A 17,799-nucleotide genomic window follows, 5' to 3' on the forward strand; every position below is an offset into this window, starting at 1 on the left:
ATATAACAAAAACAATCCAAAATCCTTGCATCGAAAATCCAAAATTAAGAACTCCTGCCTCCTTTCCTTAGTAATAATACGGTGAGTTCTCACTTTATGCTACTAGGATTCAAAACCCAACTCAAAGTTAACAAGCAACAACGACTACTACTGGCGCAACACGCAGGAGTAGCCAGACACGCTTGGAATCAAGGTTTAGCACTTTGTCAACAGGTATTATTACATAACAAACTTAATCCTCAAGACAAAATCAAATTTCCCACAGCTATAGATTTACATAAATGGTTAGTAGCAGCCATTAAATCTACCCTTCCTTGGTATTATGAAGTTTCTAAATGCGCCCCTCAATACGCATTAAGATATCTGTCAGATGCCTTTAAATCCTTCTTCAAAAAAAGTAAAGGCTTTCCTAAATTCAAGAAAAAAGGGAGACAGGATTCTTTTACCTTAGATGGGGCAATTCATATTGACTATAGAAAAATCAAAGTCCCTGTAATTGGCTGGCTAAAAACTTATGAAATTCTCCCGACAGGATATAAACCGAAATCTGTCACCATAAGTAAACAAGCTGATAAGTGGCCATGTCTGCCGACAGGCAGGTTTATCTCTTGGAAAATAGAAATAGGGTTTGCTGAAAAAGTTATCTGTGAGGGCTAGGAGTATGGCTAACGCCACGCTTACTTCGACTGCGCTCTTTGAGGATCATAGCACCTAAAACCAGGCGCAATTTTAATTTTCATCATCCTCAATCCCTTGATTTATCTAGATTTTACATTTATTCAGCATCCCCTCAATAGAAAAGCTAACAGCAGTTAGCGGTCAGCCGTAAAACCCTTTTAGTGCAAGGCTCTGTGATGAAAATTTTTATCTTATTTACCTACAATATGCTGTATTACTAATTAACAATGAATAATAACCAACTACCAATTATTAATCACCAATCGCCAATCATAAGGAAGAAACTGTGAAAATTTTAACTAACCATAGCACTATTTTAGTAGTTGACGACAATCCTATTAATTTAAAACTTCTGGATTATACCTTGAGTGCCGCAGGATATAACGTCAAAATGGAAGCAAATGGACTAAATGTGATACAGAAAGTTGATGATATTATGCCTAATTTAATTCTGCTAGATATTATGTTGCCTGATATTAGCGGATTTGAAATTTGTGAGCAACTTCAAGCCGATCCTCGCACGCAGTCGATCCCGATAATTTTTATGACTGCTCTGGCTGATACTATGGATAAGGTGAAAGGTTTAAGTCTAGGTGCTGTTGATTATATTACTAAGCCCTTTCAAAAAGAAGAATTACTAGCCCGTGTACGTACGCATTTACATTTACAGAGTTTAATTACATCTTTAGAACGGCAAAACCAGGAACTCAGACAACTGACACAACGTAATGAGGACTTAGAACAGAGAGTGGCAGAACGAACAGCAGAATTACAAGCAGCACTAGAAAAAGAAAAAGAATTAAGCCAATTGAAATCTCGGTTTATTACAATGGCATCCCACGAGTTTCGTACACCTTTAGCCATTATTTCTTCATCATCGGGTATTTTGCAAAAATTTAGCGATCGCCTGAGTGCAGAAAGAAAAGAGCAACATTTCCAAACCATCCAAAACACCATTAAGCATATAACCCAAATACTGGATGATGTACTGATGATTAACCGCGCCGAATCCGAGAAAATAGAATTACATTTAGAAGCATCAGATATTATCGCTTTCTGTCGTCATCTCAAAGAAGAAATCGAAACTACGAGTAACCAACATACAATTAATTTCTATTTAGATTTAGGCGAGGAAATTATGGAAAATTATCTGATTATTCAGTTTGATGAAAAAATTTTACGGCAAATTCTCACCAATCTCCTGACTAATGCTATTAAGTATTCTCCGTCTCACAATTTGGTTAATTTTAGTTTGACTAAAAACAATAATCAAATATTATTTAAAATTAGCGATCGCGGCATTGGTATTCCTGAAGCAGATCAAGCTAATTTATTTGAACCTTTTCACCGAGCATCTAACGTTGGTACAATTGTAGGAACTGGTTTAGGGCTGGCCATAGTCAAAAAATGTGTGGATCTGCACCAAGGGAAAATTAACGTAGAAAGTCGTGCGGGAGAAGGAACAACATTTACAGTTAGTCTTCCTTTTTTCAAAGGATAATTAATATCACGTCTAGTTAAACAATTAACATATCTGTTGAGGCTGGTAATTGGTAATTGATAATTGGTAAGTAGGTAGGCACAAAAAAACCAAACTATGTAAAGCAGGACTTACACAAAAAATAACGAAATTAGGGGTAATTCATGAATTACCCCTACGCAAAAATCATGTTTGTAGCCCAATCTGGCCTAATTACTATCAAGATAAGTAAGTAAGTTGCTGGGAAAAAACAGAAGTATGTAACAAAGAATAAATTAATCAAAAACCTCTTGCCTCTTGCCTGTCATCAGGACAATTTTTAGCGCCCACCTACTTATTAATTGTCAATTATCCATTATCAATTGATCATAATGTTATTATCACTGGGGAAGCATAATTTTAATAATAGTTTCTGCTCCTGGTATACTCTCAATTAAAAACTTTCCTCCATGCAGTTCCACTAACCTCTTAGCAATTGATAATCCCAGTCCAGAACCTTGTTGTTCATACATTTTACGTTCAAACTGGACATAAGCCCCAACTCTAGAAATTTGCTCTTTGGTCATTCCTCTGCCGTAGTCAATCACATATAAATGATAGGAATTATTACTGCTATAGCCGATAATTTTTACTGGTGTATTAGGTAGAGAAAATTTCAAAGCATTATCAATTATTTCCTCAGCAATTTTACTGAGTCTGACAGGAGAAACTTTGACTATTGCATCAGATATTTCTATACTCAAATCTGCTGTTCTATGTGCTTTTTCAGCAATTTGTACAGCTACATTTTCCATAGTTGATTTGACAAAACTTTTGACTCCATTATTACGAAGCCGTTCCACTTTTTCTGGATCAGATGCTATTAATTCCAAGTCTGCATACATCAGGAAGTTAATAGTTAGTCTATGTAACCTCAGAGCAGCTTGATGAATGGATCCTAAAATTTCCAGATTTTCATGGGAAAGGTTTTCCTCAAGCATCAATAAATTTGAGAATCCTAAAATATGATTCAGAGGAGTATTGATTTCATGGGGAAGTGAATGACTGATAGAACTGCTTAAATCATTTAATTTTTTTTGAGTTCGTTCATCTACTATTGCTTGTTTATCCAATCGAGTATTAATTGCTTGTAGTAATTCATCTGGATGAAAAGGCTTAGTTAGGTAATCATCTGCACCAAGTTCCATCCCTCGACGTAAATCTGATTTATCCGCTCTAGCAGTTAAGAAAATTAAAGGAATGGTTGCAGTAGAAAAATCCTGACGAAGTTGAGTTAAGACACTATAGCCATCTAACTCGGGCATCATCAAATCACAAATAATTAAATCAGGATGTTTATCTTTAGCCAATTGCACACCCTGTAAGCCATTTTCTGCAATTAGTGTATCAAACTCTGAGAGTTCTAAAATTTCTTGGATATTGTTTCTGATTTCAACTTCATCTTCAATAATTAAAATGTTTTTCATTTTTTGTTTCCCTGATATTATTTGGTAGATGGATTAAAAATAAGGATAACAACTCAGATTGCCTTTTGCTTTAATCTTGATACTTGATTATGACTAATTGTAAGCTATTTGCGCTTCGTGATAAATGAGGAATAACTGACTTAATATAATTTAGCTGATCCTACTGTCCACTTAGAAAGTCTTACCGTAGATATACTTACAGTATATCAGTAGGTTGCAGGGATTGAAGGGATTGAATATTCAACTTACACAAGTTAGGACTTACGCAATATTGTACTAAAAATATTGTACTAAAAATATTGTACTAACAACCTGATTCTTGGGTAGGGGTAATTCATGAATTACCCCTACTTTCCTTCTATTTTGCATAAGTCCTGCAACTGTGAATGTGAACAATTTACGAACAATTTACGAACAATTTACAGTCCAATAATTTTCACATCTTCAACCGGACTAGGGCTAAAAATAATAGAATTAATGACTAATATAATATCTGCCAAAAATGCTTATGAGAATTTCGTTTTTTAGGTTTTTGCTAACTTCTCTGTGGTTGATGGTTGCCTTTTTACCTACAAATTTGCAAAATAGGAATACAGTTTTAGCGGAAGCACCCCCAGAAGTTTCTCAATTAGTTAATGGTAAACAGATTAATGTTAGTAAATCTGAATTTGGAGTGAGAATAGTAGACTCCCAAGGTAAAGCTAATTTTTTTCCCACCACCAAAGTACCTTTAAAAAAAGGTGATGCTTATGGTTGGAGAATGACACTACAAAATTACCAGGGTAAAGTCAAATGGCGGGAAGTTTTACGTTTACCAAAAGCCCCAGAAACTTGGGCTACACCGGAGAAGGATGAGAATTTTTCCCTATCTGCGGATGGTAGTACAGCCATCACAACGCGGACGCAAACAGTTAAAAATGGTGTGATTGAAAATTACTGGAAAATCGCTCCTGGTGATCCTCTTGGTAAACACAGAATAGAAGTTTATGTTGATGATCGTCTGATTTCTATTTTTGAATTTGAAACTGTAGAATTTTAACATTTCTCGTTCCCATATTCTGTATTTTCTCGTTCCCATACTCTGTATGGGAATGAATTATAGAAGGCTCTGCCTTCAATAAAAAAACAGAGGCAGAGCCTCTGTAATAGCATTCCCAGTCTGAGACTGGGAACGAGATCAAAGAAAATAGGGTTTTTATTCTTCGTCTAATTCCATTTCTTCTTCATCATCTTCTTCATTAGATTTAGAAACAGAATTAGCAGAAACTACTGCGCCTTGATCTAATTTCCCGCGGACTTGTTCTTTAATTTTTTCTGCAAAATCTGGTTTTTCTTCTAGATATTTAATGGCGTTATCTCGACCTTGGGAAATGTTATCACCGTTGTAACTGTACCACGCACCTTTCCGCAGTAAAATGCCGGTTTCTTCTGCTAAGTCCACTAAACAACCAAGGGTAGAAACTCCTTTACCAAAGATAATGTCAAATTCGGCAATTCTAAAGGGTGGTGCAACTTTATTTTTGGCAACTTTCACTTTTACTCTATTACCAAATTCATCAGAACCTTTTTTCAAGGTTTGAATTCTGCGAATATCTAGACGCACGGAAGCGTAAAATTTCAACGCATTACCGCCCGTTGTGGTTTCTGGACTACCGTAGGTGACACCGATTTTTTGCCGTAATTGGTTAATAAATATAACTGTGCAACCAGATTTACCAATATTACCTGTAATTTTCCGTAAGGCTTGGCTCATCAATCGTGCTTGTAAACCTACGTGAGCATCACCCATATCACCTTCGATTTCCGCACGGGGTACTAGGGCGGCTACGGAGTCAATGACAACTATATCAACGGCGGCGGAACGTACTAACTGATCAACGATTTCTAAACCTGCTTCACCAGTATCCGGTTGGGAAACCAGTAAATTTTCAATATCTACACCTAGTGCAGCTGCGTAGGTGGGATCTAATGCGTGTTCTGCATCTACGAAAGCAGCTATGCCGCCATTTTTTTGTATTTCTGCGATCGCATGAAGAGCTACTGTAGTTTTACCAGAACTTTCCGGTCCATAAATCTCAATCACCCTTCCCTTGGGTAAACCACCACCCAAAGCTAAATCCAGTGTTAGCGCCCCTGTGGAAATTGTTTCTACACGCATCCGGGTAGCATCACCCAAGCGCATAATTGCCCCTTTACCAAAGCTGCGCTCAATCTGGTTGAGTACCATATTCAGTGCTTTTTGCTTGCCAGTATCCGCTGTGTTGGTTGCCATTAGAGCCTCTAAATATAGGATTTAAGAAAGTTGCGTTGGGTTCTTGATTGGAACAGATATACTATTTTAACCGGAAAAAGTGCAATTGGTAAGGTGTGGGAAAAAAGTTTTATGGGAGGAGTCAGGAGTGGTATGGGCGAAGCATTCGGGCGACTAATTATAAATTTTTGTCCAAGCCTATTTTCCGAATGCTTCGCCCGTACAGGAGTCAGGAGAAAGATAAATATTTCCTGTTTCCCCAATCACCAGTCCCCAGTCCCCTATCACCAATCACCAATCACCAGTTCCCAATTCCCAATTTAATACTGTGGCACAGAAGGATCTACTTCCAAACTCCAAGCATTAATGCCACCTTTAACGTTAGTTCCCACTATACCCGCTTCTTTGAGAATAGCCAGAGCTTTGGCAGAACGTCCACCCATTTTACAATGGGCAATTAAACGGTGTCCGTTAAGTAATTCTTTTACCTGAGTAACACCATCACCATTTTCAATCTCTGGCAATGGTACTAAGACAGAACCAGGAATTTTCGCAATTTCATACTCGTGGGGGTTACGTACATCCAACAGGACAAAATCTTGCGCCCCGCTATCAATTAATGCTTTTAATTCCGTAACGGTCATTTCTTGAATGTCCATTTGTTGCTTCGCTTCTGCTGCTTTTGCTTGGGGAATACCACAAAATTCTTCGTAGTCAATCAGTTTTTCAATTACCGGACGGATGGGGTTAGGACGTAATTTCAACTCTCGGAATTTCATATCCAAAGCGTTGTACAACATTAAACGCCCACTGAGAGTAGTACCTTTACCAATAATAATTTTTACCGTTTCCGTCGCTTGGATCACACCAATAATTCCCGGTAAAATTCCTAACACTCCACCTTCTGCACAGGAAGGGACCATTCCTGGTGGTGGTGGTTCGGGGTATAAATCACGATAGTTAGGACCACCTTCGTAGTTAAAGACGGTTGCTTGTCCTTCAAAACGGAAGATTGAACCGTAAACGTTAGGTTTGTTTAATAATACGCAAGCGTCGTTAACTAAATAGCGTGTGGGGAAGTTGTCAGTTCCATCAACGACGACATCATAAGGACGAATGATATCTAAAGCGTTTTCCGCACTGAGACGAGTTTCGTATAAGTCAACCTGACAATAGGGGTTAATTTCGTGAATGCGGTCTTTTGCGGATTCAATTTTGGGTTTACCTACCCAGGATGTGCCGTGGATAACTTGACGTTGCAAGTTAGAAAAATCAACCACATCAAAGTCAACAATACCGATGCGGCCAATACCTGCGGCTGCTAAGTATAACAGCAATGGCGAACCAAGTCCACCAGTACCTATACATAATACACTGGCAGCTTTGAGGCGTTTTTGTCCTTCTAGACCCACTTCGGGCAAGATTAAATGACGGGAGTAGCGTTCGTAGTCGTCTTTCGTTAACTGGATTTCATCCAGATTAGGATTTAGCATAGTAAGAAAATGCAGAATCTCAGAGTATTAATATTAACTCAAAGTTGGTTCAGTTTATGAGTTCTATTTTTTTGGCTGGGGGAATTATATCACGTTGGGGACTGGGAAGGGGGCGATCGCACTTTTTGCGGTTAAATTATATTAGCTCACGCAAAGACGCAAAGACGCAGAGAGTAAAAGAGTGGTTAATTTATTAAAATATTAAAAATTTTATTAAAAATTTACTATCCGCTGAATTATGTAAATAAAAATCACGATTTTAGTTAAGTATGTTGCTTTGTTGACATGAAATGTAATAACATGGAAAAAATTAAATTTTGGCTAAATTTCGTTTTAAGTTCAAAGTTTTAAGTTCAAAGTTTTAAGTTCAAAGTTTTAAGTTCAAAAAAGCACCAGGATTAATTTAATTCAGCAATTAGCAGGAAATAAAATATGAGTGGCAGAAAAACTTTTAACGTCACTGCTGGTATTTCTACTGAATCACAACCAGGATTGTTTGATGGTATCACCTCAGCATTGCAAGCTTACCAAGAACGGAAACGGCAAGAAAGAGAAGCAGCTATCAAAAGGGAACAAAATATACAACAAAAAATTACTCAAATTCGCGCAAAAAGTCGCTCTGGTGCGGTAAAAAAGATGATTATTGCAGAACCTGAAGAAGTGAAATCAAGTATAACCAAAGTAACAATAGATGCTGAAGTCAAGCAAGCTTTGTCTCAAGATGCACAAAGACAGGTGCAGAGTTTACTGAGGCAATTACCGAGTATTCAGTCAGAATATCAAATTTTGGTAGATCAAGAATTATTAGATGCTGTAAGTGTTCAACAAGCTATTCAGAAAACAGAAATAGCATTACAGAATCATAATTTAACTGAAGCTCAGAGATACTTACAAGTATTAGATGATGCTCGGATTCAGGCAACTCAACAGATGAAAAGTGAGGTGACAGCACAGCTTGATTTTATACAATCAAGATTAGCAAATTTAGAGTCTCGTCTTCCTGAAAGTGTCACTCAACAATTACAAACTAAAATTAATGTTATGTGTAATAGTTGGCACAGTCTTAGGGATGAAGACATAGCAACCATACATGAAGAAATTAGTAATTATGAGTCGCAAATTGAGCAAATTCAAACTGCGGCGGATAATTTAGTAGCATCTTGGCAGCAAGTTGGTTATACTGCCCAAATTTGTGCAATTGATGACGGTGATGTCATTATAGAAATTGAAACCCATGAGGGGGCAAATACTCAAATGCGGATACAGTTTGATGGTCAACAAATTGACTTAGCAGGTCCCCATGATCAAGAAGGTGAGTCTTCCTGTGCTAATCGTACTTTTGATGTGATTCAACTGTTTCAACAGCAAGGTTATCAGGTGGAATGGAGCGAATGGAATGGTGAACCTGTTGATCAGGAATGGCGTAATTTGGATATGAGAATTATGTCAGTGAAAACTACTACAGAATTTTATCAAGCTGATACATCTGAACGCCGTTCAGAAAGTCAGGGATATTAATTGAATAGTTAAATTAAATAGTTAAATTAAATAGTTAAAATTATGACACAACCTCTATTAGTAAATATAGCCGATTGGTTGCCCCGGTCCTCTGCCAATGGTCCAGGACATCGCATGGTGATTTGGGTGCAAGGTTGTCCTTTTCGCTGTGTGGGTTGTCAAAATCCCGACTATTTGGAATTTAAGTTAAATCAGGTGGTGACAGTTGAGCAAATTTGGCAAAAATTCCAACAATTACCAGATTTAGCAGGTATTTCTATTTCCGGTGGTGAACCATTCGCTCAAGCGGTGGCTTTGGCAGATTTAGCGCGTCGAGTGCAATCTGTGGGTAAAACGGTAGTTTGTTGGACAGGGTATCAATTAGAACGATTACAATTAAATAATATTCCTGGTAGCCAAGAGTTCTTAAATCATATAGATTTATTAGTAGATGGCTTGTTTATACAACAGCAAATTAGTAATCAACCACTAAGAGGTTCAAATAATCAAACATTGCATTTTTTATCTGGTAGAATTGTAGAGGCTGATGTGGTGAATATACCTCGTCAGGAGTGGGTATTAGGTTCAGATACTTTAACGTATACGGGTTTTCCCGTGGAATATCCGCAAGTTGATCAGGGAGGAGTAGAAACTAGATGAGTATTGTAGTGATAGGCGATCGCGCAACTGGTAAAACCAGCATGGTGCGAGCATTGGCAGAAAATGGTAAATATGTACAAATAGCCGATGGGCAAATATTGGCGAGGGACTTGTATAATCCAGACACCAAAAAAATCGCAGGTACAGATCAATTAAACACCAGAACATTAAAAATGGAGGTAGATTTACCAGCGACTGGTGCAAGACAACTAAATATTTTATGGATAGATACCCCCGGAGAATTTTGGAGTAACCCCCAACTAAGAAGAGATTTTCCCTCTGCTTGGCAAGCAATGGAAGATAAAGTTAAACAAAGTAAAGCAGTAATTTTAATCTTACCTCCTCACCAAAGTCTTGTATCTAGCACTCGGATAAATTTAGCTCCTGATTATTTACAACCAACAGCAATGAATCCTGTACCTAATGCTGATCAATGGGTGAATGGTTTACAGAACTGGTTTGACTTTTTACAACAAAATTGCCAACGAGTCAAACACATAATTATTGCCCTGCATAAAGCGGATTTATTTTGTGATGTGGAATCAGAAGGAAAAACTTGGAGATATAAGCCAGATCGAGGAGGTGCAGCACCGTGGTATGAATATAGTGATCATGTAGTTGACGCATATTTTGGGGTAGCAAATCAAGTAATTCGTAAATACAAAAGTACAGAAATTGGTTCTCGGACAAACTTCTTTATTACTACTACTGAAAATCAAGAATTACTAGAATTACCTTGGTTGTATCTTGCTCCTTATCTGATCCATAGATTCTGATATTATCAATAATTTCAATACAATAATTTTATGACTCAAAGTACAGTCCTGAAACTTAAAAAACAATCTATAGGCAATGATATTAGAATCATTGGCTCACGTAAATCTGGAAAAACCACTTATTTAGCTTCACTATTAAGGCTACCCGATGAGTTAAAAAAACAATTTCCGGGTTTGAAAATTATCCCAGCATCCGATGATGCTGAGGAACTGATTGGTGCAGCTAAAAATATTTTAGAACAAGGTGCAGTTTTTGCGCCTAATGATATTGGTAATGAACCATATTTTTCTTTTGAAATTCAAATCCCAGCTAGTAAAAATTCACCAGGAATTACATTAAATTTAGCTGTCAAGGATTATGCAGGAGAAACATTTGAATGTGCTGCTTACCCCAGTAGAGCATCTGAGTTTGCAGAATATTTAGAAGATTGGTTAACCTCCCCAAGTTGGATGATTATGCTCACAGATTGGGAAGCTACCAATGATCAAAAAATCTATGCACCTGCTTTATATAAACTCTTGACAGAATTATCTGAGCAAGCTGGAGTGAATGAAACTTTAAATAATTTGAGAGTAGCAGTAGTGATGAGTAAATGTGAACGAGGGGAAATTTGGCCTTGTCGTTTAGATGCTGAAGAAGATTTATTTAAAGTTCGTTTGCAGGAAACCTATAAAGTTTTGAAAGAGAAATTGCCACCTGACAGATTACGTTTTTTTGCCTGTTCTTCCTTTGGGATAATGAGCGATCGCTTGGGAGAACATGATCCTCGTCCTAATCGTTATATACCCGATGATGGCAGTTCCGCCGAGTTCAGCGCCTATTTACGAGATAAGGATGCGTGGAAACCCTTTGGTTTAATTTCCCCACTTTATTGGTTAAGCACAGGGAGGGTATTCCATGACGAACGCCTCTAATCTTCCCCTTGACATCGGTGGAAACCAGGATTTCCGGGTTATTGGTCCCCGTCGTTCTGGAAAAACAGCTTTTATGGCTGCCTTAGCTCGTTGGCCAAATGCTAAATCAGACAGTCCCATTGTTTCCGTTGATCCTTATAACGATGAAGCTGGGGAATTAATTAATATAGCTCAGGACATTTTAGAAGATGGAAAAGAATTAGCAGGTACAGATTATGGTAGTGGAGACGCTGAGAACTTACCAACATACACCTTACTAATTACCTTAAAAGCTAAATTTCTCAATCATCCTCTCCCAGCTTTAAGAAATCAACCGATCAGATTACGAGTATCCTGTCGAGAATATTCAGGAGAACTGATCAAAGAGTTAAAGAATATTGCCAACCCTAGCTCACATTTGGTTAGTTATTTAGATGATTGTGCCACTGCGTCGGGGTTATTGATACTCATAGATAGCACTGCTACCAAAACATCTGATAAAGAATATGCTCAAGCATTGGAGAATTTACAAAGAGAATTAAATGAACGATTAAGTATTAATAATGGAGGATTACAGAACTACCGAATAGCTGTAGTATTTACTAAATGTGAACAACCTCCAGCTTCAGGTTATTGGCAGAATATAGACACTTTCCTGGGCTTAAAATTTCCCAATGTTAAAACTACATTAAACAAATGGCGTAATAATTGGGGATGTTCTACAAATTACTTTTTTTGTTCTACCTTTGGTATAAAAGGAACACCACCAAGACCAAATTTCAGGAAAAAAAGTAGAGATGCGGGTGGAACTTATGGGGTAATTGATAAACCAGGAGTATGGCGACCTTTAGGTTTAGTTGCACCTTTATATTGGTTAGCAACGGGTAAGGAAGATAATCAATTAAGAGATATCAAATAAGAGAAATTGAGGAGAAGATAAAATGACAGGTATTCCCATTTACCAATTTTGTAGAGCATTTGATAACGTCCGTTGGTCAGATGTATATCAACGTTATGTATCTGGTGGTTATGCTTTTGAAAAAATCACTCGTTGGAATCGAGAAGTTCCTGAAGAAATTCGTCAAGTAGTGATTAATGGTTATTTTGCTCTGAATGATAATTATCCACCAGAAGAAGATGATTTTGCTTTGATTGCGAGAGAAATAAATGATAAATATGCGGTTTTAGCTGTTGCTAATAGACAACTAGATGATGGTGGTCGTCCTACTATCGGGTATAAATATTTTTGGTTAGAAAAATCATCTCCAGATGTTGATGGTATCTTAACTCTAATATCTTGGTGGAGTGATCAACAAGAGCCGAAGCCGAAGTTTAAGATGGAGGAATTGGTTGAGTCATCATCACCACAAATATTTTACTATCGTCAAGAATATCCAAAAACGCACTTTAAAGAACCTTCTTTACAAGAAACTTTGAAAACAGTCGAAAAATTACAATTAATTCCTCATACTGTTGTAGCAACAAAACAGGAATGGCATGAAAGACCTGAATATATAAAACTACACTATTTAGCTTTAGGCCTTAGTTTTCGCGCTAAATATTCTAATGCTTGGGCTTGGAATGTAAATAAAATAGCATCTCCAGAGAAGTTTTTAGCTATCTTTTACACTACTCAAGAGGATATACCTAGTAATATTCGTAAATTTTCCTTATCTCCATTAAATTCACCATCACCACAAACACATAATCCTCATAATTCAGATCCTAATTCTAATAATAGTGCTATTACAGCAACTACAGAAAATACATCTCCACTTGCAAAAAATCCTGGTCAAATAGCACCAGAAAAAAAGATTAGAAAGTGTTTAACAGATATAGCAACCATATTTACTAATCAGAATAGATTAGATGATAAAAAGGCTAAAGAATTATTTGGATATTTAGAGGATTATCCAGATGAAGATTGGTCTAATTTTATAGATAAAATTACTCTGAATACACCTTCTGGTAACGAAAATTATAAAGAATTAATATATCTGATTGTCCCTGAATACCCATCTTTTAAATCGTGGCTTTTTGATATCGTTAAATCTGTTAACCCTGAAAATATTTCTACATCTTTTTTAGATGAGTTTAGAGACAGAATAATAAAAATATTATTACTTGATGATAATAATCAAGAAACGATTTTAAAGTTTCAAAAATGTTTACTAGAAAATAGTTCTCACTATCCAAAAGCCAAAAAAAGACTTCCAGAGTCTATATACTTTGGAATTACTAAATTATTAATGCAATTATTAGAATCTAATCAAAGCAACAATCGCCTAAATGAATATGTTGAGTATTTTTTGATTGAATACAATAATATTTACAAGAATTTTTTTCAAGAATATGCAAAAATTCTTAAAAGAAATATAAAAAATATCAAATCATATTCTTCTTCAGAAACTAAATTTGAACTCTCTGGAGACATAGAAAATTATCCATCAATAAAATTGTTCTTTGATGAAATTTCAAAAAATCAAATTGATGTTAAACGTAGGCTTCCTAAAAAAATTAGAATAGAAATTTTTGGAAAAGAAAACCCACCACCTCCACCACCTAAACCCTATCCTAATATTGAAATAAGTATTATAGTTTTTGTTGCCGGAACTGCAATTTTTTTAGTCTCTTGGTATCAGCAGTTTAAGATATTACCGATATTAACGAGTGTAACGATTTATGTTATTTTGACTATTATTGCGTGTCTACTAATAGGAAACCCTCTAGTAAAGAGAGTTTCTCCACAATGGTTAAAACTTACCGCACTGATGTACATTTTTTTCACTGTATTATTATCATTAATAGGATTTGCGTCTGTGAATCATATAAACTTGTTATTTACAAAAAAACAGTTTCCAGATTATATTAATCCAATATCCGGTAATAGTCATAATCCCAAAGATAACAACTGTTCATCTTTGGAAAAATCAAAGTTTAAAATGTGTAAATATAATGAATTAACTAAGCAAATGGATGATCCTTATCGTAATTCTAGCCCACCTTCAAAGAAATGAAATCAACTCAAAACAGAAATTCTTTGTTTATTCATTCATTACTCATCCCTAACCCATGAACACCCTTCCCATGAGAATCGGCTTTTACACCCTATCCGGCATAGTTTCCGCCTTAATAGGCTGGAGTATAAGTCAAATAATCTGGCAAGAAATAGGCGCTTATTTAACGCCATTTATTCCCCAAGGATTTAATCTTCCTCCCTACATAATCTTATTAGTAATTGTCACACCCTGCATAGCTAGTGGAATGATAATTGCCGAAATTTTTATCAGCAACCCTACCCGTTATCAAGCTAATTGGCGAGTTCTTTCTCGCACATCCTTAAAAAAAGTATTTCTTGTTGGTGCATTTCTGGGTTTAGTCCTCAGCATTTTCAACTGGATGCTATTAGCAAGTAACTGGTCTGGAGGTTTTGTCAGAATCATTTCTTGGCTAATTATTGGTGCATTTGCTGGTTTAGCAGAAAGTATTAGTTGGAGTTGGCGAAGTATTGAAGGAACAGGTAATAGAGTCATTCAACGCATTATTCAAAGTACATTATTTGGTGCAGGTGCAGGATTTTTCGCTGCTAGTTTTTGTGAAGGAGTTAACAGAGCATTAGGTCAATATCAAGAACCCTTTGGTTTTTTCTTATTTGGTGCATTATTAGGATTAGGTTTGTCTTTTGCATCCACACCTACTTATCAAGTAGCATTGAGAGCAGGAACAGGTTTTGAAGCTAAAAAGAAACCCCGCAGTCGAAAAGCTGCAAATACTCAAATCCAAACTATTCATACCAGTCCAACACAAATACTTAGACCAGCTTTAAATAATCAATCTTTAAAATTTATTCCCGATGATGATTACAAACATATTGAAGAAGGTGTTTCTATTCAATTACCAGCAAAAACTAAGAAACCTTTAATCATTGGTTCAGGTGACGACGCGGATATTTATATTCCTCATTTACCAGAAAGATGTGCATCTTTACAAGTTAATTCTGGTACAGTAATTATTCGTGCTTTAGCTGAAGATGCTGTACGCATTCAACAAAAATTTTTAGCAGAAAGTAAAACTACCACTCTTAAACATAACCAAATTTTAACCCTTTACCATGAACACGATGAAGAAAAATTCTACAGATTCATTTTCTATAACCGCCTCCTTGACCCCCAAGCTTAAATTAGGAATTGTGGCTTTTTTACTGGGATTTCTACCTTTACCAGTTCTTGCTAGTTCTAAAATTGAAGTATCTCCCCGTCCTACAGATGGTGATATTGTCAATTTAAAAGTTAGCGTGGTGAATGATGATAATATTCCCATTGAAGGTCTACAAACATCTGATTTTAAAATAGAAACTGCCAGAATTACAGCTAAAAGCGAAGGTACTCCTATTAATCTCCAATACTCAGAAGTTAATCGGTTGAAATTAATTCCCCCAGGAGAACAATTAACTTCAGATCCCGCTTATGTTGTCATTCTTTTAGATATGAGTGGGAGTATGAAAGTTAAAGATGCTAGTAAAGTTAAAAAAATAGATGGTGCGATTCGTGCGATTAAAGGATTTATTAATTTAGTGCGGGAGAAAAATTTACCTGTACATATTTCTCTAGTACCATTTGGAGAATCTAATAAACCTCAAGATAATTATGAAGTCAATCAAGAAATAATTGCGCGAAACTTATTACCAGCAAATTCACCGGATTTAGATCAAAGAGTAGCTGATTTAGCCTCTTCTCCCACTAATGCAGGAACTAATTTATATGACCCTTTAAAAGAAGCGGTACAATATTTAGGTAACAACTCCCAGGAATTTACCAGAAAAGCAAATGCTAACCGCAATTTAAATAATGATGATGAACCAATTCCGCCGAAATTAGCTGTGATTTTACTATCTGATGGTTATCATAATAGGAATCGAGGTACAGAAGATCAACAATTTGAAAATTTAACAAAAATCTTTCAAAAATATGCTACAGTCAGGGTGTACACTTTAGGCTATGGAGAGTCTTTAAGACAGCTAAGAGATCGTGCTATTAATTGCAACATTCCTTATAGTTTATTAGCCCAAAAAAAAGCAGTTGATTTAATTCAATCCTGTAAACTTTCTTCAGGTGATATCTACAATTATATTGTAGACCAACCCAGATTAAAACAAATTGCCGAATTAACAGGAGGTATTAGTAAATTTCCCCAAAATGCTAATGAAGCGGTAAATAGTTTAGAAACTTTTTTTAAAGCATTACGAGAATATGAAGTGCAATTTAAACAACCCAATGCCATACCAGGAGAAGAATATCAAGTACAAGTTAGTATTAATTCCTCTAGCAGAAAACTGAATTTGAATGCTGAACCTGTAAAGATTAGAATGCCTAATATATCATTTTATAAACTACCTTTAATTCCAGATCGGTTAATTATTCTAGTTTTCACGTTAGGAGTTTTAGGTGGTGGTTTATGGTGGTTTAAAGGTTGGAGCAAACAACTAAAAGATGAAGCTGAACGTTGGATTTAACACAATTAGTAAATTTACTAAATTTACTAAATTTACTAAATTATGATATAAGTTGGGTTGCGCTTTGCTTAACCCAACCTACAGAAGACTACAGAAGACCGTTTAACCTAGATTGACTCTAGCCAATAATTGCTCACGCGACAACTGAGATAAATTAAGTAATAAATCAGTTCTTTCTGCAAGAGAAAGTTCGATGATAGGAGTGACAACAGCAGATAATTCCTGATCTAAATTACCAAACCGCGCTGTTAATAAACTCTCTACTATTAAACGCAGTCCTTCTTGTAGTCCTTCTTGTCTTCCCGTTTGTAATCCCGTTTGTAATCCTGTTTGTAATCCTGTTTGTAATCCCGTTTGTAATCCTGTTTGCAATCCTGTTTGTAGTCCCGTTTGTAGTCCTTCTTCTAATCCCTCTTTACGCCATTCTTCTCTTTGTTTGAGATATGCTGGTGATAAGCTCATAATTAAATCCCTCTCGTCATCACTGATATCATTCTTCACTTCTATATTTTTACGCCAAGATGCTAAAATTTCCACTAGGTAAGTGAGATTCCCTAGTCATACAAAATCTATTAATAATGGTGTTTTCATTATGTCTGAATATACTTTAGTTATCAGAATACCACAAGCAGGAAACAAAGAAATTAGCTACTCTATTAATTTGAATGGACTACATGAAAGCTATCCTGAAGATTATTTTCGTCAAGAAACTCCCCGATTTAATATTAGTCAAACTATTGAAAAACAGTCAGCAAGAAAGATTGAAGCAGCTAACTTATCTATGATTATTGCTAACTGGATTTCTGATATCAAACTTGGTCGTCATAGAACTATAGTTACTCTTGATTTACCATTAGATTCAGCTATTGGATTAGAATCTGTTGTTCCTCCCATTGAAACTATTGCAGCACCAGCTAAACAACCTAGTAAACAACCATTAACACCTCCGAAATCTGTAGTTAACCCAGTGAAAACTCCTAATCCTGTTATTCAAAATACAACTAAAATTAATCCTGCGGAAACACCAGTGGAAACACAAAAAAATTCATCTTCAGATATTCGCACAGATAGCAACAAAGCAGATTTTTAGTA

The 17,799-nt window shown here is 36.1% G+C and carries 18 protein-coding genes; 14 read left to right on the forward strand and 4 right to left on the reverse strand.

All coding sequences use genetic code 11. The features are described 5' to 3' along the window. Positions 1 to 96 precede the first annotated feature (96 nt). Complete coding sequence (locus H6F47_RS08275; protein ID WP_242027357.1) at positions 97 to 657, forward strand: helix-turn-helix domain-containing protein; 561 nt, start codon at positions 97 to 99, stop codon at positions 655 to 657. Between the two features lie 307 nt (positions 658 to 964). After that, entirely contained in the window at positions 965 to 2,179 is a 1,215-nt protein-coding gene (locus H6F47_RS28830) for a hybrid sensor histidine kinase/response regulator (RefSeq protein WP_137667070.1), read from the forward strand. A gap of 359 nt (positions 2,180 to 2,538) precedes the next feature. Here the strand turns inward: H6F47_RS28830 and H6F47_RS08285 are convergent, their stop codons facing one another. After that, entirely contained in the window at positions 2,539 to 3,624 is a 1,086-nt protein-coding gene (locus H6F47_RS08285; protein WP_137667071.1) for a response regulator, read from the reverse strand. Positions 3,625 to 4,132: 508 nt separating this feature from the next. Between H6F47_RS08285 and H6F47_RS08290 the strand changes: the two genes are divergently transcribed. Next, entirely contained in the window at positions 4,133 to 4,663 is a 531-nt protein-coding gene (locus H6F47_RS08290) for a hypothetical protein (RefSeq protein WP_190346958.1), read from the forward strand. A gap of 156 nt (positions 4,664 to 4,819) precedes the next feature. Here the strand turns inward: H6F47_RS08290 and recA are convergent, their stop codons facing one another. Next, complete coding sequence (gene recA / locus H6F47_RS08295) at positions 4,820 to 5,896, reverse strand: recombinase RecA (protein ID WP_096566445.1); 1,077 nt, start codon at positions 5,894 to 5,896, stop codon at positions 4,820 to 4,822. Between the two features lie 30 nt (positions 5,897 to 5,926). Between recA and H6F47_RS08300 the strand changes: the two genes are divergently transcribed. Beyond that, a complete protein-coding gene (locus H6F47_RS08300) occupies positions 5,927 to 6,199 on the forward strand; it encodes a hypothetical protein (protein WP_190648522.1) in 273 nt (90 codons plus the stop codon). Here H6F47_RS08300 and moeB read toward each other — a convergent pair. After that, entirely contained in the window at positions 6,196 to 7,368 is a 1,173-nt protein-coding gene (moeB, locus tag H6F47_RS08305) for a molybdopterin-synthase adenylyltransferase MoeB (protein ID WP_096566447.1), read from the reverse strand. The two genes, H6F47_RS08300 and moeB, sit on opposite strands and share 4 nt — an antisense overlap. A 56-nt stretch (positions 7,369 to 7,424) precedes the next feature. On the opposite strand from moeB, the gene H6F47_RS08310 reads away from it, so the two are divergent. From H6F47_RS08310 to H6F47_RS08350, 9 genes are all read left to right on the forward strand, one after another. After that, positions 7,425 to 7,565: a hypothetical protein gene (locus H6F47_RS08310; RefSeq protein ID WP_190346960.1), complete on the forward strand. Its 141-nt coding sequence runs from the start codon at positions 7,425 to 7,427 to the stop codon at positions 7,563 to 7,565. Between the two features lie 235 nt (positions 7,566 to 7,800). Beyond that, a complete protein-coding gene (locus tag H6F47_RS08315; protein WP_137667073.1) occupies positions 7,801 to 8,886 on the forward strand; it encodes a hypothetical protein in 1,086 nt (361 codons plus the stop codon). 42 nt (positions 8,887 to 8,928) lie between these two features. Next, on the forward strand, positions 8,929 to 9,525 hold the full coding sequence (locus H6F47_RS08320) for a 4Fe-4S single cluster domain-containing protein (RefSeq protein WP_190346962.1): 597 nt from the start codon (positions 8,929 to 8,931) through the stop codon (positions 9,523 to 9,525). Then, complete coding sequence (locus tag H6F47_RS08325; protein WP_190648525.1) at positions 9,522 to 10,301, forward strand: hypothetical protein; 780 nt, start codon at positions 9,522 to 9,524, stop codon at positions 10,299 to 10,301. The genes H6F47_RS08320 and H6F47_RS08325 overlap by 4 nt, the downstream gene beginning before the upstream one ends. Before the next feature lie 30 nt (positions 10,302 to 10,331). Beyond that, positions 10,332 to 11,216 (forward strand): hypothetical protein, encoded by an 885-nt coding sequence (locus H6F47_RS08330; RefSeq protein WP_190648527.1) that lies wholly within the window; start codon positions 10,332 to 10,334, stop codon positions 11,214 to 11,216. Next, positions 11,200 to 12,114, forward strand: a complete 915-nt coding sequence (locus H6F47_RS08335) for a hypothetical protein (protein ID WP_137667077.1) — start codon at positions 11,200 to 11,202, stop codon at positions 12,112 to 12,114. The genes H6F47_RS08330 and H6F47_RS08335 overlap by 17 nt, the downstream gene beginning before the upstream one ends. 22 nt (positions 12,115 to 12,136) lie before the next feature. After that, positions 12,137 to 14,212: a hypothetical protein gene (locus tag H6F47_RS08340; protein WP_190648530.1), complete on the forward strand. Its 2,076-nt coding sequence runs from the start codon at positions 12,137 to 12,139 to the stop codon at positions 14,210 to 14,212. Between the two features lie 55 nt (positions 14,213 to 14,267). After that, on the forward strand, positions 14,268 to 15,374 hold the full coding sequence (locus H6F47_RS08345) for a hypothetical protein (protein ID WP_190648533.1): 1,107 nt from the start codon (positions 14,268 to 14,270) through the stop codon (positions 15,372 to 15,374). Positions 15,375 to 15,384: 10 nt separating this feature from the next. After that, on the forward strand, positions 15,385 to 16,707 hold the full coding sequence (locus tag H6F47_RS08350; RefSeq protein ID WP_190648537.1) for a vWA domain-containing protein: 1,323 nt from the start codon (positions 15,385 to 15,387) through the stop codon (positions 16,705 to 16,707). A gap of 102 nt (positions 16,708 to 16,809) precedes the next feature. On the opposite strand, the gene H6F47_RS08355 is transcribed toward H6F47_RS08350, so the two are convergent. Next, positions 16,810 to 17,244: a hypothetical protein gene (locus tag H6F47_RS08355; protein WP_190346967.1), complete on the reverse strand. Its 435-nt coding sequence runs from the start codon at positions 17,242 to 17,244 to the stop codon at positions 16,810 to 16,812. Between the two features lie 55 nt (positions 17,245 to 17,299). Here H6F47_RS08355 and H6F47_RS08360 point away from each other — a divergent pair, with 55 nt between their 5' ends. After that, positions 17,300 to 17,797 (forward strand): hypothetical protein, encoded by a 498-nt coding sequence (locus H6F47_RS08360; protein ID WP_190648539.1) that lies wholly within the window; start codon positions 17,300 to 17,302, stop codon positions 17,795 to 17,797. Positions 17,798 to 17,799 lie beyond the last annotated feature (2 nt).

Origin of the sequence: Sphaerospermopsis sp. FACHB-1094, from assembly GCF_014696195.1 — a bacterium.
Classification (GTDB): Bacteria; Cyanobacteriota; Cyanobacteriia; order Cyanobacteriales; family Nostocaceae; genus Sphaerospermopsis; species Sphaerospermopsis kisseleviana.

Bases quoted from the DNA above. Each gene is read 5' to 3' on its own strand.
- H6F47_RS08330 (WP_190648527.1), top strand. From the start codon at position 10,332: ATGACTCAAAGTACAGTCCTGAAACTTAAAAAACAATCTATAGGCAAT.
- moeB (WP_096566447.1), bottom strand. From the start codon at position 7,368: ATGCTAAATCCTAATCTGGATGAAATCCAGTTAACGAAAGACGACTAC.
- recA (WP_096566445.1), bottom strand. From the start codon at position 5,896: ATGGCAACCAACACAGCGGATACTGGCAAGCAAAAAGCACTGAATATG.
- H6F47_RS08340 (WP_190648530.1), top strand. From the start codon at position 12,137: ATGACAGGTATTCCCATTTACCAATTTTGTAGAGCATTTGATAACGTC.
- H6F47_RS08345 (WP_190648533.1), top strand. From the start codon at position 14,268: ATGAACACCCTTCCCATGAGAATCGGCTTTTACACCCTATCCGGCATA.
- H6F47_RS08290 (WP_190346958.1), top strand. From the start codon at position 4,133: ATGAGAATTTCGTTTTTTAGGTTTTTGCTAACTTCTCTGTGGTTGATG.
- H6F47_RS08360 (WP_190648539.1), top strand. From the start codon at position 17,300: ATGTCTGAATATACTTTAGTTATCAGAATACCACAAGCAGGAAACAAA.
- H6F47_RS08310 (WP_190346960.1), top strand. From the start codon at position 7,425: ATGAGTTCTATTTTTTTGGCTGGGGGAATTATATCACGTTGGGGACTG.
- H6F47_RS08275 (WP_242027357.1), top strand. From the start codon at position 97: ATGCTACTAGGATTCAAAACCCAACTCAAAGTTAACAAGCAACAACGA.
- H6F47_RS08325 (WP_190648525.1), top strand. From the start codon at position 9,522: ATGAGTATTGTAGTGATAGGCGATCGCGCAACTGGTAAAACCAGCATG.
- H6F47_RS08320 (WP_190346962.1), top strand. From the start codon at position 8,929: ATGACACAACCTCTATTAGTAAATATAGCCGATTGGTTGCCCCGGTCC.
- H6F47_RS08315 (WP_137667073.1), top strand. From the start codon at position 7,801: ATGAGTGGCAGAAAAACTTTTAACGTCACTGCTGGTATTTCTACTGAA.
- H6F47_RS08335 (WP_137667077.1), top strand. From the start codon at position 11,200: ATGACGAACGCCTCTAATCTTCCCCTTGACATCGGTGGAAACCAGGAT.
- H6F47_RS08285 (WP_137667071.1), bottom strand. From the start codon at position 3,624: ATGAAAAACATTTTAATTATTGAAGATGAAGTTGAAATCAGAAACAAT.